Origin of the sequence: Woeseia oceani, assembly GCF_001677435.1 — a bacterium.
Classification (GTDB): domain Bacteria; phylum Pseudomonadota; class Gammaproteobacteria; order Steroidobacterales; family Woeseiaceae; genus Woeseia; species Woeseia oceani.
The window spans coordinates 1,007,619-1,032,375 of record NZ_CP016268.1; the positions used below are offsets into that span (position 1 = coordinate 1,007,619).

18 protein-coding genes, 1 tRNA gene and 3 pseudogenes are annotated in these 24,757 nt (G+C 54.0%); 12 read left to right on the plus strand and 10 right to left on the minus strand.

The window, feature by feature from the left end:
* Positions 1 to 7 precede the first annotated feature (7 nt).
* A tRNA-Arg gene (locus tag BA177_RS04300) sits at positions 8 to 84 on the plus strand.
* Between the two features lie 934 nt (positions 85 to 1,018).
* Here BA177_RS04300 and BA177_RS04305 read toward each other — a convergent pair.
* Positions 1,019 to 1,987: an NUDIX hydrolase gene (locus BA177_RS04305; protein WP_068613347.1), complete on the minus strand. Its 969-nt coding sequence runs from the start codon at positions 1,985 to 1,987 to the stop codon at positions 1,019 to 1,021.
* Between the two features lie 116 nt (positions 1,988 to 2,103).
* On the opposite strand from BA177_RS04305, the gene nadA reads away from it, so the two are divergent.
* Positions 2,104 to 3,135 (plus strand): quinolinate synthase NadA, encoded by a 1,032-nt coding sequence (nadA, locus tag BA177_RS04310; protein WP_068613349.1) that lies wholly within the window; start codon positions 2,104 to 2,106, stop codon positions 3,133 to 3,135.
* 617 nt (positions 3,136 to 3,752) lie between these two features.
* On the opposite strand, the gene BA177_RS18300 is transcribed toward nadA, so the two are convergent.
* Both BA177_RS18300 and BA177_RS19155 read right to left on the minus strand, forming a co-directional pair.
* Positions 3,753 to 4,373, minus strand: a complete 621-nt coding sequence (locus BA177_RS18300; RefSeq protein WP_197493327.1) for a LysR family transcriptional regulator substrate-binding protein — start codon at positions 4,371 to 4,373, stop codon at positions 3,753 to 3,755.
* A complete protein-coding gene (locus tag BA177_RS19155) occupies positions 4,333 to 4,611 on the minus strand; it encodes a LysR family transcriptional regulator (protein ID WP_068613353.1) in 279 nt (92 codons plus the stop codon). The genes BA177_RS18300 and BA177_RS19155 overlap by 41 nt, the downstream gene beginning before the upstream one ends.
* Before the next feature lie 103 nt (positions 4,612 to 4,714).
* Here BA177_RS19155 and BA177_RS04325 point away from each other — a divergent pair, with 103 nt between their 5' ends.
* The 3 genes and pseudogenes from BA177_RS04325 to BA177_RS04335 all read left to right on the plus strand — a co-directional run.
* Positions 4,715 to 5,275: a 3-hydroxyanthranilate 3,4-dioxygenase gene (locus tag BA177_RS04325; RefSeq protein ID WP_068613356.1), complete on the plus strand. Its 561-nt coding sequence runs from the start codon at positions 4,715 to 4,717 to the stop codon at positions 5,273 to 5,275.
* Position 5,276: 1 nt separating this feature from the next.
* On the plus strand, positions 5,277 to 6,554 hold the full coding sequence (kynU, locus tag BA177_RS04330) for a kynureninase (RefSeq protein WP_068613359.1): 1,278 nt from the start codon (positions 5,277 to 5,279) through the stop codon (positions 6,552 to 6,554).
* 46 nt (positions 6,555 to 6,600) lie between these two features.
* Positions 6,601 to 7,929 (plus strand): annotated as a pseudogene (locus BA177_RS04335) (FAD-dependent oxidoreductase); the annotation flags it as partial.
* 138 nt (positions 7,930 to 8,067) lie between these two features.
* Here the strand turns inward: BA177_RS04335 and BA177_RS04340 are convergent.
* The 3 genes from BA177_RS04340 to BA177_RS04350 form a co-directional block, all read right to left on the minus strand.
* Positions 8,068 to 9,504, minus strand: a complete 1,437-nt coding sequence (locus BA177_RS04340; RefSeq protein WP_068613365.1) for an NAD-dependent succinate-semialdehyde dehydrogenase — start codon at positions 9,502 to 9,504, stop codon at positions 8,068 to 8,070.
* A gap of 108 nt (positions 9,505 to 9,612) precedes the next feature.
* Entirely contained in the window at positions 9,613 to 10,566 is a 954-nt protein-coding gene (locus BA177_RS04345) for a LysR substrate-binding domain-containing protein (RefSeq protein ID WP_068613369.1), read from the minus strand.
* A gap of 1 nt (position 10,567) precedes the next feature.
* The gene (locus BA177_RS04350; RefSeq protein WP_068613371.1) at positions 10,568 to 11,359 is read right to left on the minus strand and encodes an aspartate dehydrogenase; all 792 of its coding nucleotides are present in this window, start codon (positions 11,357 to 11,359) and stop codon (positions 10,568 to 10,570) included.
* 133 nt (positions 11,360 to 11,492) lie between these two features.
* On the opposite strand from BA177_RS04350, the gene BA177_RS04355 reads away from it, so the two are divergent.
* Both BA177_RS04355 and BA177_RS04360 read left to right on the plus strand, forming a co-directional pair.
* A complete protein-coding gene (locus BA177_RS04355) occupies positions 11,493 to 12,446 on the plus strand; it encodes a dihydrodipicolinate synthase family protein (RefSeq protein ID WP_068613373.1) in 954 nt (317 codons plus the stop codon).
* Positions 12,447 to 12,790: 344 nt separating this feature from the next.
* Positions 12,791 to 14,536 carry a dipeptidase gene (locus tag BA177_RS04360; RefSeq protein ID WP_068613375.1) on the plus strand — a complete coding sequence of 582 codons (1,746 nt, stop codon included), beginning with the start codon at positions 12,791 to 12,793 and terminating at the stop codon, positions 14,534 to 14,536.
* Between the two features lie 79 nt (positions 14,537 to 14,615).
* Here the strand turns inward: BA177_RS04360 and BA177_RS04365 are convergent, their stop codons facing one another.
* Both BA177_RS04365 and BA177_RS04370 read right to left on the minus strand, forming a co-directional pair.
* Positions 14,616 to 16,058: a phospholipase D-like domain-containing protein gene (locus BA177_RS04365; RefSeq protein ID WP_197493329.1), complete on the minus strand. Its 1,443-nt coding sequence runs from the start codon at positions 16,056 to 16,058 to the stop codon at positions 14,616 to 14,618.
* A gap of 57 nt (positions 16,059 to 16,115) precedes the next feature.
* Positions 16,116 to 18,341, minus strand: a complete 2,226-nt coding sequence (locus tag BA177_RS04370) for a patatin-like phospholipase family protein (RefSeq protein WP_082989862.1) — start codon at positions 18,339 to 18,341, stop codon at positions 16,116 to 16,118.
* Between the two features lie 401 nt (positions 18,342 to 18,742).
* On the opposite strand from BA177_RS04370, the gene BA177_RS04375 reads away from it, so the two are divergent.
* Positions 18,743 to 19,414, plus strand: coding sequence for a hypothetical protein (locus tag BA177_RS04375; protein WP_156762694.1), 672 nt, complete (start codon positions 18,743 to 18,745; stop codon positions 19,412 to 19,414).
* Between the two features lie 625 nt (positions 19,415 to 20,039).
* Here the strand turns inward: BA177_RS04375 and BA177_RS04385 are convergent.
* The gene (locus tag BA177_RS04385; protein WP_156762695.1) at positions 20,040 to 21,050 is read right to left on the minus strand and encodes a universal stress protein; all 1,011 of its coding nucleotides are present in this window, start codon (positions 21,048 to 21,050) and stop codon (positions 20,040 to 20,042) included.
* Between the two features lie 190 nt (positions 21,051 to 21,240).
* On the opposite strand from BA177_RS04385, the gene BA177_RS04390 reads away from it, so the two are divergent.
* From BA177_RS04390 to rnk, 3 genes are all read left to right on the plus strand, one after another.
* Complete coding sequence (locus BA177_RS04390) at positions 21,241 to 22,440, plus strand: sensor histidine kinase (RefSeq protein WP_068613389.1); 1,200 nt, start codon at positions 21,241 to 21,243, stop codon at positions 22,438 to 22,440.
* Positions 22,433 to 23,038 carry a response regulator transcription factor gene (locus BA177_RS04395; protein WP_068618878.1) on the plus strand — a complete coding sequence of 202 codons (606 nt, stop codon included), beginning with the start codon at positions 22,433 to 22,435 and terminating at the stop codon, positions 23,036 to 23,038. The genes BA177_RS04390 and BA177_RS04395 overlap by 8 nt, the downstream gene beginning before the upstream one ends.
* Before the next feature lie 189 nt (positions 23,039 to 23,227).
* The gene (rnk, locus tag BA177_RS04400) at positions 23,228 to 23,635 is read left to right on the plus strand and encodes a nucleoside diphosphate kinase regulator (protein ID WP_068613393.1); all 408 of its coding nucleotides are present in this window, start codon (positions 23,228 to 23,230) and stop codon (positions 23,633 to 23,635) included.
* Between the two features lie 300 nt (positions 23,636 to 23,935).
* Here the strand turns inward: rnk and BA177_RS18865 are convergent.
* Positions 23,936 to 24,288: pseudogene (locus BA177_RS18865) on the minus strand (DDE-type integrase/transposase/recombinase); the annotation flags it as partial.
* Positions 24,289 to 24,293: 5 nt separating this feature from the next.
* Here BA177_RS18865 and BA177_RS04410 point away from each other — a divergent pair.
* Positions 24,294 to 24,680 (plus strand): annotated as a pseudogene (locus tag BA177_RS04410) (aldehyde dehydrogenase (NADP(+))); the annotation flags it as partial.
* Between the last annotated feature and the right edge of the window lie 77 nt (positions 24,681 to 24,757).

A 24,757-nucleotide genomic window follows, 5' to 3' on the forward strand; every position in this document is an offset into this window, starting at 1 on the left:
AGATAATGCGCCCGTAGCTCAGCTGGATAGAGTACCTGGCTTCGAACCAGGTGGTCGGAGGTTCGAATCCTTCCGGGCGCGCCAAATATAAAAGGGTCCCCAACGGGGGCCCTTTTTTATTTGCGGTATCGACAAGGTTCGAAGCTCATGCGGCCCGAAGGGCCGCCGGTTCGACAAACAGGCGCAGCCTGTTTGGACGCGCGCAGCGCGCCCGAAGGGCAAGTCGCCGCTGGCGACGCCGTCAATCCTTCCGGGCGCGCCAAATATAAAAGGGTCCCCAACGGGGGCCCTTTTTTATTTGCGGTATCGACAAGGTTCGAAGCTCATGCGGCCCGAAGGGCCGCCGGTTCGACAAACAGGCGCAGCCTGTTTGGACGCGCGCAGCGCGCCCGAAGGGCAAGTCGCCGCTGGCGACGCCGTCAATCCTTCCGGGCGCGCCAAATAAAACAGGGTCCCCAACGGGGGCCCTTTTTATTTGCGGTATCGACATGGTTCGAAGCTCATGCGGCCCGCAGGGCCGCCGGTTCGACAAACAGGCGTAGCCTGTTTGGACGCGCGTAGCGCGCCCGCAGGGCAAGTCGCCGCAGGCGACGCCGTCAATCCTTCCGGGCGCGCCAAATAAAACAGGGTCCCCAACGGGGGCCCTTTTTTATTTGCGGTATCGACAAGGTTCGAAGCTCATGCGGCCCGCAGGACCGCCGGTTCGACAATGGGGCGCAGCCTGTCCCGACAGGCAACAATCGGAGGGCAGTTGTACAGTAAATTGTTGTCGCAACTTACGTTATCGATCTGCATTATCGGCGGCCAATATTTGTTAGCCCGGCCGTTAGGGCATACAGATAATTCGCGGATGTACTTGGCTGTATATTCTTGACGTGTCTTGCGCTCTATCTTCGAGCTATTCGATGATCCGGATTCGCACCATCTTCTGGAGTTGCTGTGTCGAGTCGAACACGCCGGCAGCCAGCAACTCGTGTCGAGATAACCGTCCTAGTTAGTCACCATCTAACGTCTTCGCTTATTCTTCGCGCAGGGTGGGCCGCGATAGACCCACGGTAAGCTTTTCTCCCAGTACTTCACGGCGAAAGCGAAATAATTCAGCGGGTCGGCCGCGACCTACCGCTACCGTGCGACCGATAGCCTCGACCAGATCCGCGTTCATGACCAGACGGCGAAAGTTTTGCTTGTGAAGGTGTGCGCCACTCAAAGCTTCGGCAACCTGTTGTAACTGGAACAAGGTAAACTCGCCTGGCAGTAATTCGAAAACCACCGGGCGATATGCAAGTTTGCCGCGAATGCGTCCCAGCGCCGTAGCCAGAACCCTCCGGTGGTCGCAGCTCATTGGCACACCGATATCTGTGGGTAGGGGAGCCAAGGGTTCATTGGCCAAAATGCGAGTGTCACGGTCGGACTCAGCCAGAATGCCCGAGTCGTAAAGTAGCTCGAGGCGTTCGAGCGTGAGGACCGCGTCCAATTCTGCGGCTCCGGGGTAACCGAAACTGACATTGACCCGCTCAGTCCGCTTGTGCTTGATTTCCCGCTTCGAAGTACGTGAGCACCATTTCTTGAGGCGCGGCTCAACTATTGTATCCAGCATTGCCGGACGACCATCGCGCCAATCTTCCCACGGCAGGTGCTCATACAAGTCAACCCAGCGAGTTCCGCCTGTCAGTAACTCCTCTTCGTGGGCGAGAGCTACGTAGGCTACCGACAGTGTGCGAGGTCCTCCTCGCATTTCGTCCTCGGTTCTGTATCGGTTGCCAAACGTGTAGAGCTGTTCTACGTAATTCAGATCGAGCCCGGCTTGAGCTTCGATCATTCGCCGAAATCCTTCTTCCAGACTGGCGTTCGCCTTCGGGTCGAACGGGCCGCTGGGGAGTGCTCTGTCATGGCCGCCGTCGGCAACCAGGATGCGCGGTATCTGGTCTGTTACGGCGACTATAACGCCGAGCAGATTGACGACAGTGTCAGCTTGGGTAGTGGTCATTCATTCATTCGTTTCTGTGAGTGGCGTGCAAAGTAATCGACTCGATAGTTGAACAATATGCTCTGCTTGAGCATAATACATATACTCCAAATGAGCATTAATTGACCAGGTGCATTATGCCAAGCAATCACACTACAGAGATGGTTCGAAACAAGGTGGCGCCGCTGTACGAACGCGTCAAGAAGTTTATTCCCGAAATGGAATGGCCCGTTCATGCCGACCACATTGCAGCGATCAATCAACTCAAGAAGTCTCGCAATGCGGTAATCCTTGCGCATAATTATCAGACTCCGGAAATTTTCCACTGTGTCGCCGATATCACCGGTGATTCCCTTGCACTGGCTCAGCGCGCGGTTGATACAGACGCGGATGTTATTGTCCTCGCCGGCGTTCACTTCATGGCCGAAACTGCCAAGCTTCTGAACCCTGGCAAGACTGTACTCATGCCTGATCTCAATGCGGGCTGTTCGCTTGCAGATTCGATCACAGCCGCCGACGTGCGCAAACTTCGCGAGCAATACCCGGGTGTGCCTGTCGTTACTTACGTAAATACCTCCGCCGAAGTGAAGGCGGAGTGCGACATCTGTTGTACTTCCGGCAATGCCGTTGCCATCGTGGAATCGCTGGGAAGCGACAAGGTCATCTTCGTGCCCGATGAGTACCTTGCCGCCTACGTTGCAGAGCACACCGACGTTGAGATTATTAGCTGGAAAGGACATTGCGAAGTGCACGAGCGATTTACGGCAGCTGAGATTGACTCATTTCGAGAAGGGCATGCCGGCCTGAAAGTAATCGCTCACCCCGAATGTCCGCCTGACGTTTTGGCCTCTGCCGATTTCGTTGGCTCCACCGCGCAAATGCAGGATTATGTGGTTAATGAACGCCCCGACAAGGTCTTGATGCTCACAGAGTGCTCCATGAGCGATAACGTGTCGATCAGCGTAGAGGACGTGGAGTTCATTCGCCCCTGCAATCTATGTCCGCACATGAAGCGCATCACCCTGGCGAATATTCAGCAATCACTGGAAACACTCACGCCGGCCGTCGAAATTGACGAGTCGGTGGCGATTCGGGCGCGCGCTGCTGTGGAACGGATGCTGGCTGTGGGTCGGTCTCAGTTGACTAAAGTTGCTGCTTTGTCCGGCTGATAATGCACAAGTGACACCCGGTGAGAAGTACATCCAGTTGCCTACCGATACTCAGCGAAGAAACGAACTCAGCAAGTTAGTGGGAAAAGGGCGACTGGAAAATCTTCAATGACCCTTTCGACGAAGTTCTGGAACCAAGCGTTGCTGGAATCAAATCGAATCAGTGGCAATTATATAATCTGGCGGAGGATCCGACAGAGTTAAACGACCTGTCGCAGCGAAACCCCGCGAAACTGGCCGAAATGATAGAGCATTAGAATGAGTATGTTGCTGAAGCGGGTCTGGTGATTCCTGATAGTCGATGAGCTGATTCCTCAAGGGACCCTGCGTCTAATATGGGTTCAAGGCGACCTCTCCCCGGCACCAATCGTGCATAATAGAATATCGTACTTACAAGTTGGCCAAGGGAAAATAGTCTCGTCTTGTGACTACCGTTTTCAGGTGAATGTAAGTGAGAAGTCTTGGCTACATCGAGTCCGTCTACGACTCGTAGAGGTAAGGAACGACAAATGCACCCAGGCAGAAGCAGTCGGCCTTCGCGCAACCGTCCATGGTTTCGGCGTCAATCTCGTTAATTCTTTCCGGTAACAACCTCGCACAACACCCGTGCTTGCGCTTCAATTTCCTTCCTGCGGGAACAGATTGCAAACCAATGTACGAGGAGACCTTTTTTCGTCAGCGGCAAGCTTGCTGTTTTGCGTGTCGGACGCCATGATCCGGCGTGTGTCGATGTTCGTGCCGATCCCGGCTGCCACGAGCTCAATAATTGCCCCTGTGAAGCCCACTTGAACTACTCGCTCCGGATACATCGAGTTCGGTTGAAAAAACAATTCGTACTCACGGTACTTTTCTGGCAACGCGCTGTTAGTAATGTAGGTCTCATCGACAAAATCTTGGGCGACGAGAAACGGTCGGCCGGCCTTGCTGTGGTTGGTGGGCAAAAGCGCGACAAATTCGTCGTGAATAAGCCTTCGACATAGAAACCGGCTCGCATCGACCTGCAACTGTGCGTCCGGGCTTGAGACAATGGCGACATCAACTTCATCTCGCACCAGGACGTGTCGCGGCTGTAATGCAGCTGCAGAGACGGTCTCTATTGCAACGTTTTGGGAAAAGCGATTCGAATCTTCTGACTGCTTCAGGTAACCACGAAAACGATGCGTACTGAGGCATTCCGATTCGAAACGATTGTGCGACCTATTCGGGGAGATGCATGAGTTCGTTCTCGACTCTTGCAAGCTCCTCGAGGACGGTCCTTGCCGATCGCAGCAGCAGTTGCCCTGCTGGCGAGATTGACAGACGTCTACCGCGGCGAATGAACAGCTGCGTTCCAAGAGCTGTCTCAGCGTCGCGCAGACGGCTACTGAGGGCCGGTTGGCTGATACTCAGCATTTCGGCCCCACGAGTAGATGATTGTGCTGTATCGATGGCGTGCACCATCTCCAAGTGTTTGATTGTAAAACGAGATCTCAACATACAAAAATTGTTTTTTGATAAATCCAATGTAGATTTGTTTTATGGATAACTCATCAAAAGATAAAATAACTTGAACAATGACATTTGAAGGGAGCAAGCGAAAGTGACGAAGCTCAAGGCATTCAACTTTCAGAACTGGATCGACGAGCATCGACATTTGTTGAAGCCTCCAGTCGGAAATCAACAAGTCTGGGAAGACACCGACATGATGGTGACGGTGGTAGGCGGTCCGAATCAGCGCACCGACTTTCACGATGACCCCGTCGAGGAGTTCTTCTACCAGCTGGAAGGCGACATGGTCTTAAAGGTGTTTGAAGACGGTCAGTTTTCTGACGTCATTATTCGGGAGGGCGACATCTTTTTTCTTCCTGCTCACGTCAGGCACTCGCCGCAGCGACCCGTTGCAGGCAGCGTGGGTTTAGTGATTGAGCCTAAACGTCCCGACGGATGGAAAGATGCATTCGAATGGTACTGTTTTGAGTGTGGAGCCCTCGTCTACAGGGTCGAAGTGCAACTCGTGTCGATTGTTCGAGATCTGCCGCCGCTGTACGAAGCCTTCTACAAGGATGAAGCAGCGCGAACCTGCCCGGAGTGCAAGGCCGTGCACCCCGGAAAAGTACCTCCCGAAGGATGGGTGTCAATTCCGCCGAAAGTGGGGAGCTAAGATGCAGTATCAGTCAAGCTTGGAGTTCGCGAAAGCGCAGGATCAAAAAGATCCGTTAAGAACGTATCGTGACCGTTTCCACTTCCCGTCACTTGGTACCGCCGAACTGGCATATTTCACCGGCCATTCGCTCGGGCTTCAGCCGAAGTCGGTTCGTGCTGCAGTTAGCCTGGAACTTGATGAATGGGCAAAGTACGGTGTGGAAGGGCATTTTCATTCAACGAATCCCTGGTACAGCTACCATGAGCGCTTGACGCCGGCTATGGCAGAAATTGTCGGCGCAAAAGACTCCGAAGTTGTCTGCATGAACTCTCTGACGACCAATATTCATCTGTTGTTCGTGTCGTTCTATCGGCCAACGGCGTCGCGCTATAAGATCATAAGCGAGGCGAAAATGTTTCCTTCCGATCGATACATGCTGGAAACGCAAGTTCGCTTTCACGGATTTGACCCGGATGATGCCATCATTGAGGTGCCACCGAGGGCAGGTGAGAGCCTGATTCGGGAAGAAGACATTCTCGCTGCTATTGAATCTAATGCGGATGAGTTAGCGATGGTGTTCTTCGGTGGCGTCAACTATTTAACGGGACAGTTGTTCGACATGCAGAGCTTGACCAAGGCGGCGCATGCAGTTGGCGCCATTGCCGGGTTCGATCTCGCCCATGCGGCGGGAAACGTGCTTTTGTCACTACACGAATGGGATGTTGACTTCGCGGCCTGGTGTTCCTACAAGTACTTGAATTCGAGTCCGGGCAATGTTGGGGCGATATTCGTTCACGAACGGCATGGTCGGAATTTTGACCTGCCACGTTTCGGTGGCTGGTGGGGGCACGACAAGACGACCCGCTTTCAGATGAAGAACGATTTTCAACCGATGGAGGGCGCGGATGGCTGGCAACTGAGTAATGCACCGATTCTCGGTATGTCCGCGGCGAAAGCGTCCCTCGATGTATTTGCCGAAGTTGGGATGGCCGCATTAAGAAAGAAGAGCGAAATGCTCACAGGCTACCTCGAATACACGGTGGGCCTGCTGGCAGATGAATTTCCGGATGCAGAAATCAGTGTCATAACGCCGCGTGATCCAGATCAACGTGGCTGTCAGCTATCAATCGATATTGCCGGACGCGAGCGCCAGCTATTTGATGACATGATTGCCGCTGGCGTCATCGCCGATTTTCGCGAGCCCTGCATCATTCGGGTAGCACCCGTACCGCTCTACAATTCGTTTGAAGACGTTTTCACGTTCGGCAAAATAATGCGTAAGCTACTGCCAAAGTGAGGAATATTGATGCCTCAGAAGGCCTTTACTGTAAGTAGGAGGTGGGCCGGTAGGTACTTTACTAGCCATATCTCTGGCTCGAAATGGTTACAAAGTCGGACTCTATGAGGGTAGGCCGGATTCACGCAAGACGTGTATCTACCAAGGTAAGTCGATCGACATTGCACTGTCTGATCGTGGATGGAATTCACTGGAAAGAATCGGCGTTAGGTCTGATATAAAGACGCACGCCGTCCCAATGAGCCACAGAGCCATACACAGTGTTCATGGAGAGGTCAGCATTCTTCCTTACGGCCGGGAGGGCGATGCTATCTGGTCGGTTTCCCGCGGCGGCATCAATGACCAGTTGCTAGATTTTGCCGATGACGAGGCGAACATCACGACCTATTTCGGGCATCGATTGGCCGATATTGACTTCGAGACTTCGACGACAACGTTCAAGGTGGCGAACGGGACAGAACTTGTTGTCGAGTCAGACTTTGTTTTCGGCGCAGACGGAGCCAATTCAAAAGTACGGCGGCTGGCACAAAGTTTACCTAGAGTCAGCTACAGTAAGACCTATATGCAGCAGTGCTATATCGAGCTGAATATTCCCGCGAATGCTGACGGCACGCACCAACTCGACAAGAACGCACTGCATATCTGGCCGCGAAACGACCTCATGCTTATCGCATTGCCAAACTCCGACGGTACATTTACCTGCACGTTGTTCTTGAACTTTTCAGGCGAGCCATCGTTTGAATCGCTACGCGAGCCGCAGGCTGTGGAGACGTTTTTTGCGACGTATTTCGCCGATGCGCTGCCGTACCTGGATAACCCGGTGGACTCCTTTATGGCGAAAACGGCTGCACCACTGTTCCTCGTGCAAGTTTTCCCATGGTCCTTCAACAACAAGGTTGGACTGATAGGCGACGCGGCGCATGCAATTGTGCCCTTCTACGGTCAAGGCATGAATTGCGGTTTCGAGGACTGCGCGGAACTTGATGCATTGATAGGACTTTACGAGCACGACTGGGATCAGATTGTCCCGGTCTATGAAAAGTCCCGAAAAGAAAACGCCGATGCTATCGCCGAATTATCGAAGCGGAACTTTGCAGAGATGAGTCATCTGTCGGGCGACCCGAAATTCCAGCTACGCAAGAGGATTGAAGCGAAGTTTAGCAATCAGTTTCCCTCCCTCTGGACACCACTTTACTCAATGGTGACTTTTTCTCCGGACGTGATGTATTCAGATGCGTTGCGGATAGGTGATAGGCAGGAAAGAATAATGGAACAAATCATGTCGCTGCCGAATATTGAGGATGACTGGGATAAGCAGATCATCATGGATCAGCTGTTGTGCTTCGCATCTGCCGAGTTCGGCGACAAATCATGATATTTTTTCATTAGAGTCATCGAGAACGTGAAGACAGTTCTCGAATTGATCAAAAGGGTCGCAGGTCAGCTACGCAGTACATGCGCATGAATCAGGGGTACTGTACGCGCAGAATTTACTTTCTTTGGAGCATAATACCTAGACGATTGACATGCTGTGCGAGACGTTCTTTGTAATCATGTAGTTGTGCAGTCCTTCCGTGCCGCCTTCGCGGCCGAATCCGCTGGATTTTACACCTCCAAATGGCGTCTCCGGGAGCGATGCCTCCAGCGTGTTGATTGAAACGTTGCCTGCCTCAATAAGTTCCACCATGCGGTCGGCATAGTCTGCGCGGTTAGTGAATCCGTATGCCGCGAGACCAAAGGGCACGGAATTAGCTTTGTCAATGCCCTCGTCAAGAGAAGCAATCGGGTTGATGATGGCCAGAGGGCCAAATGGTTCTTCCTGCATGACACGCGCATTGTCCGGGACATTGACCAGTACTGTAGGCGCAAAGAAGTAGCCTTTGTCACCTATCCTGCCTCCGCCGGTCTTGACTTCTGCGCCGCAGCGCCTCGCGTCTTCAACCAGATCTGTCAGCACGGCGAGTCTGCGCTCATGGGCGACAGGTCCCATTTCTACGCCAGCGGTTACACCGTTGCCGACGACCGTTTCGGCGGCACGCTTTACAAATATCTCGGTATATTCGTCAAAAATACTTTCATGCACGAAGAATCGTGTCGGGGACGTACAGACCTGACCCGCATTGCGCATTTTTCTGATTGCGCCACTGATTGCGGCCGACTGAACATTGGTGTCCTCGCATACAATAACTGGTGCGTGACCACCCAACTCCATCAGAACCGGTGTCATGTACTGTGCAGCCAGTGTAGTAAGTAGCTTGCCAACAGCCGTAGAGCCAGTCAGCGCGACCAGGCGAACCTGTTCCTTCCGTATCAAATGATCGGAAATCTCCGCGGGCGTACCAAACACCAAATTCAATACGCCCGGAGGCAAGCCTGCATCGTGCAGTGCCCTCGCAATGTGAACCGCACCGGCCGGGGTCTCTTCGGCCGCCTTGAGAATGATTGAGCATCCTGAAGCGATGGCGCCAGCTATTTTTCGGCAAGGCTGGCTCATTGGAAAGTTCCAGGGCGAAAAGGCGGCAACTATACCGATTGGCTGTTGATGCACGATGTAGCGAATACCGGGAGCACTGGGAATCACACGGCCATAAGTTCGCGTCGCTTCACCTGCGTCCCATTCCAGGAATTCGCAACCACGAATGACCTCAAGTCGAGCTTGATCGAGCGGCTTTCCATGTTCGGCGGTTATGGCTGCGGCGATGTCTTCCTGCCGTTCGCGCATCAGTGCGGCGGCTTTCAGCAGGACGTTCGCTCGTTTAATGGGTGGTGTCCGGCGCCAAATCTGGAAGCCCGCAGCAGCCGATTCGAGCGCGTCGTCCAGATCGCTTATTGACGCGTGAGGTACGCGCCCGATTTCTTCTTCGGTTGCCGGGTTCAGCACAGGCAAATCGTCAACGGTCTTACGCCATTGGCCGTTGATGTAGAGCATAATTTCCGGGTAGGTGTTCATTGCCAGTGTCTCTCTTGCGGTATGCCGTGTCTGGGTATATTAGAAGTCTTCCATATGATGACCTGAATTAGGGGAATCCAGCTATCGGAAAAGCGGATATCAATGGGGTCAGCTCTTGCTCATCAGCTGCGCTGTCCGACGCAGTGCATGGAGAAACTCGGCACCGGCCGGCGACAGGCTGTCGGGCCCTCGATAGGAAACGCCGACCGGGCCATTGCCAAACGGCACAGACCAGTTTAATCGGGCAAGCACGCCAATGGCGATATCGTTTGACACGACATGCTCTGGCATCAGCCCGATAAGGTTGCGCGTTTGCAAGAGCGAGCGATTGGTAAGGTAGGAAACCGATTCGAGAACGGCCGGCGGTATAAACTGTTCCTGGCTGACAAAAAACTGATCGATCTGGCGGCGCAGGGTCGTTTCCAGCGGTGGCAATATCCAGCCGAACGACTTTAGTTCGTCGAAAGAAACCGATGACTTTGCGACAAGCGGGTGTTGCGTGCCAATTACAGCAAGAATGTGATCATCAAGCAGTTCTTCCTGAACCAGCCTGGCTTTAGCGCGGTAGGCAGGCAAGCGCCCCACGATCATGTCGATTTCACCCGAAAACAATGCTGGAATTAGCGCATCATTTGTTCCCTCAACCACTTTGATTGCTACGTTGGGACGGTTGGTAAGCACCGATTCGATGGCCTTTGGTAACAAACTGGGCGCAGCTGCCAACAGCGTACCGATGACAACTCGGCCGCTGTTGCCCTCGGTGAGATCGTCCAGTTCCTGAGCGGCGTTTGACACCTGCGCCAGTATCAATTTGCCGTGGCGGATCAGCGCTTCGCCGTATGCGGTCGGGACGACGCCTCGATTCGTCCGCTCGAATAATTTCACTTCAAAATCGAGCTCCAGATCCTGAATCAATTTCGTGGCGGCGGGTTGCGATATCTGGAGTTCGCGAGAGGCGTTCTGGATGCTTCCGTATTGCCCGACGGCAACCAGCAATCGAAGTTGCTTCAACTTCAGGCGAGTAATCGCACGGTCCACTATGCGGGCATGACGGGCAATCAAATCAGAAACCTATGGCCTTTGCTTCTTCTGCAAGCCTGCTCACTACGCTCATCGCAGCGAGTGCAGAGCTTTTTGGATTGTCGGGCAGAGAGCGTCCCCTGATTTCAAAAGAAAAGCGACCGAAATCGCCGACTGCCTGAATTTCGTGAACATTCTCAAAAACACCAGGATCGGCGATAAGTTTGACCTGTGTAAGATCGAATCCAATTCCCGCGAGCGCGACTGCGGCGGCGACATTGGCGTTCTTTGGGTATTCGGTAGCCGCCAACCGCGCCGAACCTTCAAAGTGTACTTCGGCGCCGGCCTTAAGATTGTCGAGGTCCAGCCTCTTGTCCGCGAGTGACCCTTTCCAGCTAAGCGGCGGCTTCCTGCCAATATAGGTGACGCTTTGCAAGCTTCCGACACGGGCGGCCCGTAGGCAGTCCAGCGCTCCAATCGCGCCGCTGGCGAGGTGCAGCCGTGTGTTGCCCTCAGTCGCGGCCTGTTCCAATTCGCGGTAAAGGTCCGGATCTGCCAGTGCGCCGATTGACACGGTGGTCAGAGCAGTACCGCGCCGCAGAATATCCGGCCCATGCGTACGTAACGCGGTGTGGCCGGCGCAGTCGATCATATGGTCTATGTCATCCGGCAAGTTCGCGACCGATGCAACGCATTCGGTTCCGGGGTACGACTTTTGACCGTTCTGTAACAATTGTGGTGGCAACAATATGGCCCTCAAAGTGTGGCCTTGCTCGACTAATTTGTCGCAGACATAGCTACCGATTGCGCCTACACCGATTATTGCGATGTTCATGAGTTCCTCCGTAATGGCATTTCCATTATCGCAAGTTCAAGGCGCTTAGCTATCGTTTTTTACTATACCTAATTCTCGTCATTCGTATCGCCATTCCAGTATTGTTCGCGAAACAACGAAGGAGTTTACGGCTATCAAATACTCTAAACTGGACGCCAAAGACTATGCCCGCGAGCACATGCGTGGCATTTGGGCAGCTGCGCTCAATCCGTTCAATAAGGATCTTTCGCTCAACGAGGCAGGCCTGCGGGCGAACATCCGGCACTGGATTGATGACCTCGACATTAAAGGGCTGTTCATCGCCGGGAAGCAGGGCGAGTTCTTTTCGATGAGCCTCGATGAACGCAAGCGAAACTTTGAGGTTGCGGTTGACGAATGTGCCGGTAAGGCAGGAGTCATCATCTCGGTCTCGGACCAGAACTTCGACACAGTGCTTAAGCTCGCATTGCACGCTCAGAATTGTGGGGCTGACTACATCGTGGTTCACGCGCCGGTACTTAGTTTTGTCTACGATCGCGGCGAGGTTTTGTATCAATACTACAAGGCATTGTGCGATCGGCTGGATATCGGCATCGCCATGTGGAGCCATCCGGATTCTGGCTACATAATGACGCCGGAAGAGTGTGCGCGTATTGCCGAGCTACCCAATATTGTAGCAATCAAGTATTCGGTACCCCGTGAGATGTATGCTCAGTTGACCCGTATGGTTGGCGACAAGATTCATGTTTCGACGGCATCAGAGGATGAATGGCTCGACAACATCGAAGAGCTGGGATGGCAGCTCTATTTATGTTCCTCACCGCCATACCATTATCAGACGAAGAACGACAAACGTATGGATGAGTATACGCGTCTGGCATTTGCAGGTAAGTTCGACGAGGCTCGACGCGTGCGCGATAGCCTTAATCCAGTTCGTGAGGCTGTATCGAAGTCGAGACCGGCGGATAAGCCGCAAGCGTTTGGCAAGTATTGGCAGGAACTGCTTGGGCAGGTTGGCGGGCATGTCCGACCACCAATGCTCGAGTTAACCGATGCTGAGAAAGCTGCGATCCGGACGGCTTTTGAAGGTTGCGGATTACGTACGTGAACCGGTAGATTGGTCACCGACAGTTCGGATACATGGTCGTTTAGCCGTACCTGAACCACTAAGACGGCAAATCCAAGAAGACAATGAAGAGCACGAGCGGCACGATTTCGCTCAGACGCAGCGGAATCGTGCCGGCACATTCGAGCCGCCGCTGGTGATGAAGCACCAGCCCACACGGTCTCCGACTGAGTCCGACCCTGCACTCACGGCTGCCTGAGCCGATCTAAGCGACGCCGCCCGACAGGGAATGGACTGGATACGTACTCGCAAATCGTGCGAAGCTCAACGTTGATCCGCGCGGTAATAGTTTACCGGCGCCGGAAAATTTCACTGGAGACTAATCAATGAGCTGGAACTCGATCCTGCAGAGAGCGGGACTGCGTGCTGTTGCATGTGCCTTGCTACTGTCAAGTTGCACCCTTGCGTTCGCGGATATGGACAAGTCCGTAGCCGACACATTTTCCGTGGAGCTTTCTGGCGGTTCCTACGCGGGCTTCGATGAGTTCCTGCAAGCAGCGGAAACGCTCGACGTCGGGAAAGGCGTCGATATCAAGACACTGCGCAATGGCTACCGCGACGAGCAGGGCTTGACGGCCTCGCAGCGCAATACGCTGTACCGATTGCTCGGCATCTACGCCCGGCTTAAGTACGGCGATGAGGCGATGCAAATGTTGGCTGAACTGGTCGCCATCCCGACCTTCGAAGTCGAATCGCTGCCGCAGACCGAGAACCCCGAGTTCCAGCGGTTTGCCAAAGCGCTTGAAAACATTGCAAAAGACTTTGGCCTGGCGTTCCGCAATGTCGGCGGTCAGGTCTATGAAGTCACACTCGGCGAACCACGCGGTGAATTGATCGGCTTGCATGCTCATGCGGATGTGGTGCCGGTTAATCCCGATCTCTGGGTACTTGATGACGGCACACGGCTCGACCCGTTCAAAGTGACGCGCATTGGCAATCGCATGTACGGACGCGGCACGCAGGATGACAAGAACGGCATCGTGGTCACTCTTTACGCGATGCGGATAGTTCAGGATGAGCAGTTGCCACTCCTGCACCACTTCCGCCTGCTGGTGGATACTCGCGAAGAGACCGGAGGCGACGCCATACCCTGGTACTTTGAGAGCAACCCGGTGCCGGACTACAACATTGCCCTGGACGGGGACTACCCGGTTGTAATCGCCGAAAAGGGCTATGGCGTGGTCATGGCCAGTTTCCCTGCGCGAGCGACCACTCCCGAAGGCGCGGCTGTGGTTGAAGTAACCGGTGGTCTGGCGACCAACCAGATTCCTGCGCAATCGACTGCGTGGATTCGCACAGCAGCGCCCGAGGTGCTGGTTACAACGCTCAAGCCGCTCGGTGACAGTTTCGCCGCGGAACACGGCGGCAATTTCAGCGTGGGTGCAAGTGTTGATTCGCGCGGTGTGCGCCTGGATGTCATCGGCGTGTCCGCCCATTCATCCGACCCGGGTAGCGGCATAAACCCGGTGTCGAGAATGTTCGCCCTGTTGGACAAACTGCGTTCGGAAGGCGTCCTCGAAGCAAATCACTATACCGACGCGGCGCGGTACGCCACTGAGAACTGGGGCCTGGACTACCTCGGGACGCGTGCCGGCATTGCTTATTCCGACCCGTTCATGGGGCCTCTCACGGCCGCGCAGACATTTGTTTCGAGTGAAGATGATCAATTGCGCACCGCAGTAAATCTGCGTTTGCCAATCGGTCGGCAACCGGGCGAACTGGTCAGCGATTTGCAAGGCAGGCTCGAGACGTGGGCCGCAAGCAACGATATCGACGTAGAGTTTCAAACGGGCGCCCGTGATCCGATGTACCGCAATCCGGAGGGCGCCTGGGTCAATGCACTGCTGGACGTCGCCGTGGAGAATCTGAATATTCCCCGCGAGTTCGGTTCGTCCGCCGGCGGCACTTCGATTCACGATCTGCCAAACGGCGTGCAATTTGGTTTGTCCCGGTCAGACGAGAAGTACACCGGGCACAATGCCGGTGAGTTCAAAACGGTGGATCAGTTCCTGCTCGACCTTTCCATTGTTACCGAGATGATCGCGAGGCTAGGTGGCATGCGGGAGCTGTAACGTTGTGTTGACGGGCTGATACGGTGAACGAGAGTGGGGTCTGGTTGGAGATCGAAGGCTTCGCCTGACCGTAAGCAGCCTAAAAGGTACTGATCCCGCTCCACTCCATGAATCGGTACAGGCGGCGTCGCCAGAACGACCTATCTTCATAACGTTCGTAGGGCAAGCTGTAGATTCGGTCGTCAGTATTCTTCCAGCTTTCTTCAAAGTACTCGTGTGCCGCGACGAACACGGAATCCGAGTGGTGGCCCCTGACCACTACATCGGTTTCCAGATTGTAGTCATCCAGGTTGCGGCGCGTGAAGTTGGCTGAGCCGGTCACAATCACGTTGCGGCCGGTGTCGTCCTGAGCCAGCAACATCTTGCTGTGGCATTGCTCGCCCATGGAACTGCACCAGCGGATGGGAATACCGGCAGCGGTCAGTTCATGCGCGACCGGGCGGTTCGGGATCCCGTTTTTTTCCCGCCCGAATGCATCTTTGTTCGGATCCAGCAGCAATCGCAGCTTTGCACCGCGTTCGTGTGCTTGCTTCAGGGCTGCGATGACCTCGCGATCCGACAGGTAAAACATCATCAAATCCAGCTTGTCGCCGACGGCTGCGCGGTTGATTTCTGCAAGGACCACGTCTTCTATCTTGCCTTCGGTGACTACCTGTACGGAGGTCGTGGCGTTCACATGATCACGCGGGATGTCGATCTCCACCGGTGCGTGGCCGGAAAGTTCGAGTACCGCGTTCTCGGACTGCAACAGATCGGCAACTGCCTCTCCTGTAAACCGAATAGCTGCATTTCGATGCGCGCTGCTGCCGTCGTGCGGATTGGCAGATGAGACGAAGCCGACGTAGGTCGAACCATGGTCAGCAATCAGTACCTTGCGATGATTCGCCTTGAAATTAAGCAGTTCAAGGTAACTGCGGATCGAAACACAGCCTGCACCTATGGGGTTCGGCAGTGTGTTTGCCGCAGAGTTGCCGAACGGTTTGAACAAAAGCCGCCAGAAAAAAGAATACACCGCATTACTGTCATGGAGCTTGCGCAAGTCGGTGACCACCACCCGAATGCCGGCTTGTTCGAGTTGCTCGAAATAGGGCGATTGCAACCCACCATAGAGTTCATTGACGGGGTCAGTGATGACGACGATCAGCATGTCCGGTTGTTGTTTCTTCTTGTCGATCAGCGCGTTCGTCAGCTCGCCAGCAAGCGGTCGGGTAGTTTCCGGTACAGGGCCCTGGAAGTCGTTGTAGAGGAACATGTCCAAAACGATGACTTCCTGAGCTTTATCAATGATCCGAAACAGGTCGTCAAAGAGCGCTTGTTCTACCTGCCGCTGGCCATTCTCATCGATCCAGCTTGTATCAGCGATGAAAGCCACTTCAGAGCTTGGGAATTCCCCACCTTGCAACGATAGACCGTCAGGCAGTGGCTTCAGATTCTGACAGCCGGAGATGAGTGGAAAGGCCAGTATTGCCACCAGGATCAGGTGGAATCGTATGCTTGCCACTGTGTTTGTTGTTCGGTTCAAGATAGTTCGTACGTCCTGTCGTTCGTGCATGATTTGGGAGTCTGGTCTTTCGGCACCTCAGAACGGCTGACCCAGGAAAAAATACCAGCCACGACGCCCGCCTTCTGCTTGACCGTAGGCGAGGTAGGCTGGGCCGAAAAACGTGTCCGCGCCGAGCCAAACCGAACCGGCAAACAGGCTGTCTTTGAAGGAAATGTCCCGGCGCGATGCCCACACATTGCCGTGCTCCAAAGTCACCCCCGCGTAAATGGGCAGGGTAGCATCTCGATTCAGGTGCCGATACGCGGCCAATACACCGAGAGTCGAGTGCTGCCCCCGCCTTTCATCAGCGGAGAGCCCGGAAAGTTGACCGAAGCCACCGAGCGCGTAAACGTTTTGCAACGGTGCATTACCGCTCATCGTTGTCTTGTAGCGTGCAACCGCCAGCAGTGTGTTGGCACCGCGCGTGATTGCAGCGCCAGCCGACACTCGTAACTGATCGAACGACGTATCGGCACCGAGTCCCTTGTGCGAGCCGAGCCATTCGACCGTCGCGGACGTGCCCGTTCGTGGAAAGTTGAGACTGTCGAGTTCATCCAGTGAAAAGCGCAAATAGGTTTCGGCCCGTTTGAACGAATAGTCGATCAAGCCCGGATCACCGATACGAACGCTTGACTCGCCACTGCCGTAACGCACGCCCGCACGAACCTCGCCCCAGGTACCTAGCTCCCGGCCGGCAGCGAGTTCAGCGATGGTCTCTTTCACGTCCAGCGACGCAATAACGTCTTCATCCCGAACAACGCTGAAAATTCTCTCCCGGTAGCCGATGCTTGGGTTCACGAAATACATGAGACTATCGCCAAGCGGCTGGTGAAACTCAGTGAATATGGCCGGTTCACTGCCTATCTGCAATCCGGTACGCCACTCGCCGCCACTCGGGTTTATTGCGGTACTGATGTAACTGCCTGCCAGATTGAAAAGATTCTCACCATTGGTATTGGAGTCGTACTCCGCGCCGAGCTGCAGATACGCAGGGCCCCAGCTGCGATCATCGACGGTTATTTCCAGCGAGGTGTCGGTGCCATTCTTGTCCACGCTGTACTGCACCGTCTGAAACAGGTCCGTGCCATAGACATCGCTGATACGGGACTCCAGCTCGCCTATGTCAAGCGGTTGCCCCGACTCAAGTGTGCCTAACCGCGCACGAATGTAGTCATCGGAAACGGCTGAACGATTCACAAGCTCGACTCGATTGATCACCGGCATTTTATCGTCCGGCGAGTGCCGTCCGGCGCGGTAGTCGCGATAGTCGTCGTCACTGAGGGATAAGGGCCGAATGCGATCGCGCTGTTCGTCAGCCGCCTGCCAGCCGGACGGAATCGCCAGTGCATAGTCGGCGAAATCTGCAGTGGCGATATCAGTGAGCGAGGGCACGATAAGTATGTCGCTGGAATCCAGCGACTCGATCTGTTCCTCCACGTTTCTGCGGGTGAGCAGTCCCGTGAGTTGTTTGGTGACAGCGAGAACCGAATCGATGGCGGATCTCTCAGCCAGTGGTGTACTGATATCGACTGCGATGACTATGTCCGCGCCCATTGCCCGAACGACATCGACCGGCAGGTTGTTGGCGACCCCACCATCGACCAGCAGTTGGCCGTTGATTTCCACCGGCGTGATGACAGTGGGAATCGACATGCTGGCACGGATCGCTTCCGCAAGGTTGCCAGAGTCAAGTACCACGGCGTTGCCCGTGACGATGTCGCTGGCGACAGCGCGAAACGGGATCGTGAGATCATCGAATTTCGTGATGGAAGCAACGTCGATCAGCGCCCGTGACAGGGTTCGCGCAATTTTCTGCCCCTGCACAAGGCCCATTGCAAAAGTCAGCTTGCCATCGTTGAACCCGGGTTTGTGCTTGATCAGGTACAGATCATCATCACGTTTACGCCGAAAGGTGCGGTGCGTACGGGAAGACTGATCGATGAAGACGTCGGTCCAATCGATATCGTCCAGCTCTTCCTCGATTTCAGAGGGCGTCATACCAGCGGCATAGAAACCACCGACAACGGCACCTACACTGGTCCCTGCGATGAAGTCTATCGGCACCTGTTGTTCTTCCAGAAACCGGATAACGCCGATATGCGCCGCGCCGCGTGCGCCACCACCGCTGAGCGCGAGACCGATTTTCGGCCGTTCGCCCAAATGCTTGCCGTTGGCAGCGCTCGCCGGGTTACCGCCGCCGAGGGCGATGAAACCGAGGATGACTGCCCACATCACTGTTCGCGTCTGGGCCACTGAAATCATGACAATCCACTCCCTGAGGGCGTCAGCAGCTGAACTGCTGGCGCTGTAGTTATCCGGTCCGGTATTTTATTGCTCCTACAGACGTGCTGCAGTCGCTCGCGATCCGGCCCTGACCATCGTACTTCTCCGACACAATATTGTCTGAGTTCAGATTACAACGAAAAAATCCCGGGAGAACTATTCGGGGTCTGGCGCTGAGATGGCTGCCGCGGTCCAAATCTGAATCGCAATATCGCGGAAGTATGTCGGATCCATTGCGGGATAGGCGCCGCAGTGTTGCCGACTGCACCAATCTCATCTGTATCCGAACGACCCCAGAATCGGATATTCTCGAGCCAGCCAGGCTTCTGCCCCGTCCGGCAGAAAACAAGATACATAATTAACGACGAGGCGAGGTTACGATGCCTGAAAAGCAGGACTCAGCAACAAGGATCAAACGGTGGATAGTTGTCATTATCGTTGCGCTTATGACGATAGATTTCATCGTCGTCGTTGCTGAGGCGCAGTGGTTGAGTGCGTTTCTGATTCTGACCATCGCGACCTTGATCTTGTTCGTTACCGTATTCAGTGACCGGCTGGGTGTGCAGATTCCAGCAGAGTTTCAGATACTCGCATTGGTCTTCGTTTTCTCCGCGCTGTTCCTTGGCGAAGTCCGAAGTTACTACGAGCGAATCTGGTGGTGGGACATCGCATTGCACAGCACCTCCGGGTTGTTGATGGGTATTCTGGGTTTTCTGCTGATCTACGTGCTTAACGAAAGCAAGAAAATTGCATTGTCGATGACTCCGCATTTCATGGCGTTTTTCGCGTTTATGTTTGCTGTAGCTGTTGGTTCTCTCTGGGAGATTTTCGAGTTTTCTATGGATTCAATTTTCGCAACGCGCATGCAAAAACCTATGTTCGGTGATCTGTCGGGGCTGACAGATACGATGTGGGATATGATTGTCAATACGGTAGGCGCGATGCTGATCAGCCTGTTGGGTTGGTGGTATATGAAACGGGATAGGCCGTCATTTATCGACGCGTGGATAGATAAATTTATAGAACGTAATCCCGACCGGTTTCACTCTTGATGGTAACCTGCTTGGTTCCCGGCTTGGTTTCACCACGGAGCCGTCATCTTGATGCATTGCGGTAAGTCGATTCTCGTAGCGCTAAATCGGTTTCCCCATTGATTTCTTCGCTGGTTTCTGGTTGAAGACTAGGGCGGCAGGCATGAGTGTCATTGTCAGACGCGTACGTATTGTGGGTGAAGTTAGTGTGCGTGTATCTGAACAGGGGGATAAGCCGATGAACGAAAAGCAGAGAGTTCAATTCGCCAGAGACGGAGGTAGAAGCGCAATTAATGATCTCGGCATGCCCCAATGTCGACATTCCGGTCAATATGGAGCTCGCAGCAACGGGTGTCGCGTTTATCGCGAGGCAACGGAACACCGGGCTGCATGTCATGAGGGTTCATCGGCGGCTGCCTTTCAAGAAGCAGCTCACTGGTTGGCCGATCGGATTATTCGCGCCACTCCCGCAACCCGATGATTTTTGCATCGGCAGGTAGGAAAGTCACCACGATCAAGCGTGTCAATTGATTGTGCGGCCTCGATCGTTAGTGTTCATGTTGGAGATTTGAGTCGCGGTTTGCGGTTGATTGAACGAGTAGGCAGCCGGGTTGCCGGCTGCCTTTAAAATGTACGGTTTAGATGCCTACGAAACGTTGTAAGTGCATGAGTCTTGCTTCTCAAATTCGTTCATTTTGGGAGTCGGGAGTTGTGCTCGTTCGGGCGCTTTCACTATCAGGAACGAACGATCGGATCTTGACAGTACTTTCTCGGCGGTATTGCCAATCCACAGTCCCGAGAGGCCGGTTCGAGCGGCAGTGCCCATGACAATCAATCCGGCGCCCAGTCTATCAGCAAGTTCCGGTACAACGTTCTCGGTGTGGCCTTTAATGATATGCAGATGCGGTGCAAGAAAGTCTGTCGCAATGCGCGCCGACTCGGACGTTGTTGCTTCAATAGCACGTCGGAGGCCGTTAGTACGCAGGGCAGCTTCGCGGGCAATCATCCGATCAACTTCGAGATTGGCTGCTTTTGTACCAAAAGATCGCATGTGACCTTCATGGCTCAGCTGCCAAGCGTGCACTACATGCAGTTCGCGAAATTCGGCGAGTGCGATGGCGGCGGCTTTTGCCAAGATGTAACTATCCAGTTCAGTCAAGAGGGGGCCACGGTCCGGCATGCCTATAGCGGCAAGGATGCAGCCCTGGTCGAAACCATCTGCCGAACTAACGAGCCAGACTGGGCATGGGCTGAATCGCAAGAGGTCTCTGTCCTCCCGATGAGCGGCAAGCGACCGTAGCGTGCGTCGACCACAGGTGGACTTGATGATCAAGTCATGCCCGTTTAGCCGAGCTGCGCGCGAAACTACGCTGTGAGGTCTGCCAACGAGCACCTTGATCGAGATCGATAAGTCTTTGGCGTCGAGCGTTTTGACCAGTTTTTTCAATCGCTCGCGTTCAATTTCAACAGCGATGTCTGTTAGTTCTCGGAACGTGACGACCATCATATTTCGAATGTAGTCTGTGGGCACCGAATTAACCACGCCACAAACGGTTAATGCTGCACCCTCGTTTCTGGCGAGTGCGGCAGCGCGGTCCAACGCGCGCATATGACCATTGGTAGAATCGAGCAGTAATAGAATATTGGCAAATCTCACGGCTTCAATACCTCCGGTTGAAGCTATTCTGACGCAAGCGGGTGCTTGCCTAGCTGTAGCTAGTATCGTGCAGTGTCCTGACCATAGCGATGGGGAGTAGCCGACCCCAGATTGTGGGTAACCCGTAGTTGATGCTGGTCATTCATGTGCGAGAATACTTTGTGCACTCTTACCCTTCGGTAGCTTGAATATGGCTGAATACAGCAACAACAACGGTCGCCTGACCGCTCGTTATCGAATCAACGAATCCTTGTTAAATAATCTACCGGGCATGGTTTACCGATGCGCCAATGATTTGCCGTGGACGATGAAATTCGTAAGTGCAGGTTGCGAAGCGTTGACCGGCTACAAGGCGGAGTTTATTGAGAGCAGCCAGCTTGGCTGGTCGAGCTTCATCCTGCCTGATGACCTCCATGTCACAAGGGTGACTGTGAATACTGCGTTGGTTGCCGGTGAGCAATTCGACGTTCAGTACCGGATTACCGATAAGAGTGGCCGGCAAAAGTGGGTTAGAGAGCAAGGCACTGGCATTTACGGCAGCGATGGCACAGTCGAGGCTATTGAAGGCTACATTGATGACATTACGCCGTTGAAAACTGCGGTCCGGGCGCTCGCGCGCTCGGAAGCCTGGTACGAAGAGAAGATCCGACCGGAGCTTCGGCGGCAGCGAGAGCAACTTGCTCATGCAGACCGTTTGCATACGCTGGGCGAGATGGCGACGGGAATTGCGCATGAAATTAATCAGCCGCTGGCAGCAATATCGCTGTTTGCTCAGGCCGGTCGGCTCCTGCTGGAAGCAGGCGACTACGCCAAGCTGACCGGAGTATTCGATAAGCTGAGCAAACATGCTCACCGCGCCGGTGCGATTGTTGAGCGAATGCAGGACATGGCACGTAGTCAGGAACGCGCGCGACAGTTAGTGGACTTGAATGTATTGGTTGGAGGCGTTGTTGAGTTGGCAGAAATTGATGCGCAAGCAAATAATGTTGCTATCGAAGTGACGTCTGGTCAAGATCTACCGCACGTCCAAGTTGATACTGTGCAGATTCAGCAGGTCATTCTCAATTTGTTGCGCAATGGTTTGGACGCGATGAGGTCGATTCACTTCGGAAATGGCAGGACTATTCAGCTTGTGACACAGCAAAGCGCCAGCAGCTTTCTCCAGGTGGATGTAATAGACAGCGGCTGCGGTGTTTCGAGCGACATAGCAGACAAAATTTTCGAATCTTTTTCAACCAGTAAGGTAACTGGGCTCGGCATGGGCTTGCCGATTAGTAAAGCAATTGTAGTGGCACATGGAGGTCAACTGATGTTCCGCAACAATGAGGAAGGTGGCGCAACTTTTTCGATGATCTTGCCGGTCGCCGCTACTGGTGATCAAGGTGAGTAGGGTACCTACAGTTTATGTCGTTGACGACGACGAAGGAATACGGGACGGCTTGAGCGCTTTGCTGGAAGCGGTTGATCAGACTTTTCAGACATTTTCGTCGGCGATGGAGTTTCTTGAGCACTACACGGACGATATGCGCGGCTGCCTGATTTTGGATATTCGTATGCCACGCGTATCCGGACTCGAACTGCAGGAGATTCTTAACGAGAGGGAATCAAACTTGCCAATAATCTTCGTGACCGGTCACGGCGATATTCCGATGGCCGTTGAGGCTATGCGGCGCGGCGCATTGGATTTTATTCGTAAGCCCTTCCGAGAGCAGGAATTGCTGGACCGTGTTAATGAGGCGCTTGATATCGAGTCAGTCCGTCGCAAGAGGGCCATAGATCAACAGGAGCTGTTGGCGCGGGTCAGTTTGCTAACTGAGCGTGAGAAAGCAGTATTTAACGGTGCTGCCGAGGGCACCATGAATAAGGTGATCGGTTTCGACCTTGGCATCAGCGAGCGCACCGTGGAGGTTCATCGGGCGAATCTGATGAAAAAGCTCGGTGTGCGTTCGTTGGCTGAACTGATTCGTATCAAGATCGCCCTCGAGTAGGGTGGATACGAGGACTGAGCGACGTTGAGCGCTACTACGTGCTGACCACAGCATGCTAAGCGCTACTCCTGATAGTACTAACAGAGTTAATCCCGCATTGTCTCGGTTTGACAGCATTCAATGCCACGGCGTGCAATGTCGTCGCCCGTCTATTCTGTAAAAATATTTCTATTAAGAGGTTTGCGACCAATGGAAACGACGCCAATTACAATTACGCGGACAGACCTCGAAAGGCTGGAATGTCTGCTCGAGACTGATTCGATTCGTGCACTGCCGGGGGCCGGAATGTTGCGTGAAGAGCTTACTCGATCAAATGTTGTCGAGCCGGGTGACATCGGGCCGGATATCATCACGATGAATTCGACTGCGAAATTCGTGAACGAGCGGACGAATACGTCCTATCAGATGACCCTTGTGTATCCGAGTAACGCAGGAACTCCTGGGACCGTGTCGGTCATCGCGCCGGTTGGTAGTGCGCTATTGGGTATGTCAGTCGGCCAGACCATCAATTGGCAAGTACCGGGCGGCCGACAGCTTCGATTGAGTGTCGTAGACGTGACGAATCAACCGGAGGCTCAGAAGCAGTTTCATCAGTAAATCGATCTATTCTGCGAAAATATGGGAGACAAATATGATAAGGGCTACATCAGACCCAAACGGAATATCTAGGGATAAGGAAGTGCAGACAGACACGATGGGTGCAACAGATATGTTGCGGGTGAAAAGCCGCAGTCCAAGCAAGGCGAGGGCGTCAACGTACGACGCATTGGACTATCGTCTGATGGCGACATTCCCTGCGAGTGACGCTGTCGCGAAATATTAGTTCGACTGTAAATGTAGTGGTCAACAAATTCCGGACACTTTGTTAAGGCACTTTGCGTAATTCATTGGCGTCGTTTATCCGAGCGTCGAGTGCAGGCGCCTGGAGTTGTAATAAACCGCCACATATTCTCGCACATCAGCGACCGCTTCCTGACGAGTTTGGTACCAGCGATCACTGGTCCATTCGCGTTTCAGGCTGCTGAAGAATCGTTCCACCGGCGCATTATCTCAGCAATTGCCTTTGCGACTCATGCTGCAAATCATTTTGTGCTGCTTGAGTAGTTTCTGATAATCGTAACTGGCGTACTGGCTGCCGCGGTCGGAATGATGGATCAGGCCGCCGGCGGTCTTCTTAGATTGATCGCCATCATCAAGGCCCGGATTACCAGCGCTTTTTTCATGCGCTGGTCGATCGACCAGCCGACCACACTTTCCTTCGTTGCAGCATGAAGTATTTGGTGCGGCCGGGATAATGGTGGAATGCAAAGACGTGGCGGAAATGAAAGCGATTGCCGAAGCTCTGGAAGGGCAGTTGACAGCGACGTTGCATCTTGAGAGCGCTGACTTTGAACTCGCACGTGAGTTAACCATCATTCTCGAAGAGAAAGCGGGCCGATTGCTTTGCAACGGCTTCCCAACCGGCGTTGAAGTTGGTGCGGCCATGATACATGGCGGGCCATTTCCTGCGAGCACGGACGTACGAACCACATCGGTGGGCACCCTCGCAATTGACCGCTGGCTCCGCCCGGTCGCATACCAGGACTTCCCTACGGTTTTGCTGCATGCTGAACTACAGGCTGGTGATCAACCCGCTGGCTAGAGCATGTCCGTAACCCGAATCGGCGCGCTGCCGATTTCGTGTTACGGATCTTGGGGACTTCGACATAGTTGCCAAAT

Coding starts and splice junctions, on each gene's coding strand:
- kynU (WP_068613359.1), top strand. CDS start 5,277: ATGCAGTATCAGTCAAGCTTGGAGTTCGCGAAAGCGCAGGATCAAAAA.
- BA177_RS04360 (WP_068613375.1), top strand. CDS start 12,791: ATGAGCTGGAACTCGATCCTGCAGAGAGCGGGACTGCGTGCTGTTGCA.
- rnk (WP_068613393.1), top strand. CDS start 23,228: ATGGAAACGACGCCAATTACAATTACGCGGACAGACCTCGAAAGGCTG.
- BA177_RS04370 (WP_082989862.1), bottom strand. CDS start 18,341: ATGATTTCAGTGGCCCAGACGCGAACAGTGATGTGGGCAGTCATCCTC.
- BA177_RS04390 (WP_068613389.1), top strand. CDS start 21,241: ATGGCTGAATACAGCAACAACAACGGTCGCCTGACCGCTCGTTATCGA.
- BA177_RS04350 (WP_068613371.1), bottom strand. CDS start 11,359: ATGAACATCGCAATAATCGGTGTAGGCGCAATCGGTAGCTATGTCTGC.
- BA177_RS04305 (WP_068613347.1), bottom strand. CDS start 1,987: ATGACCACTACCCAAGCTGACACTGTCGTCAATCTGCTCGGCGTTATA.
- BA177_RS19155 (WP_068613353.1), bottom strand. CDS start 4,611: ATGTTGAGATCTCGTTTTACAATCAAACACTTGGAGATGGTGCACGCC.
- BA177_RS04375 (WP_156762694.1), top strand. CDS start 18,743: ATGCCTGAAAAGCAGGACTCAGCAACAAGGATCAAACGGTGGATAGTT.
- BA177_RS04340 (WP_068613365.1), bottom strand. CDS start 9,504: ATGAACACCTACCCGGAAATTATGCTCTACATCAACGGCCAATGGCGT.
- nadA (WP_068613349.1), top strand. CDS start 2,104: ATGCCAAGCAATCACACTACAGAGATGGTTCGAAACAAGGTGGCGCCG.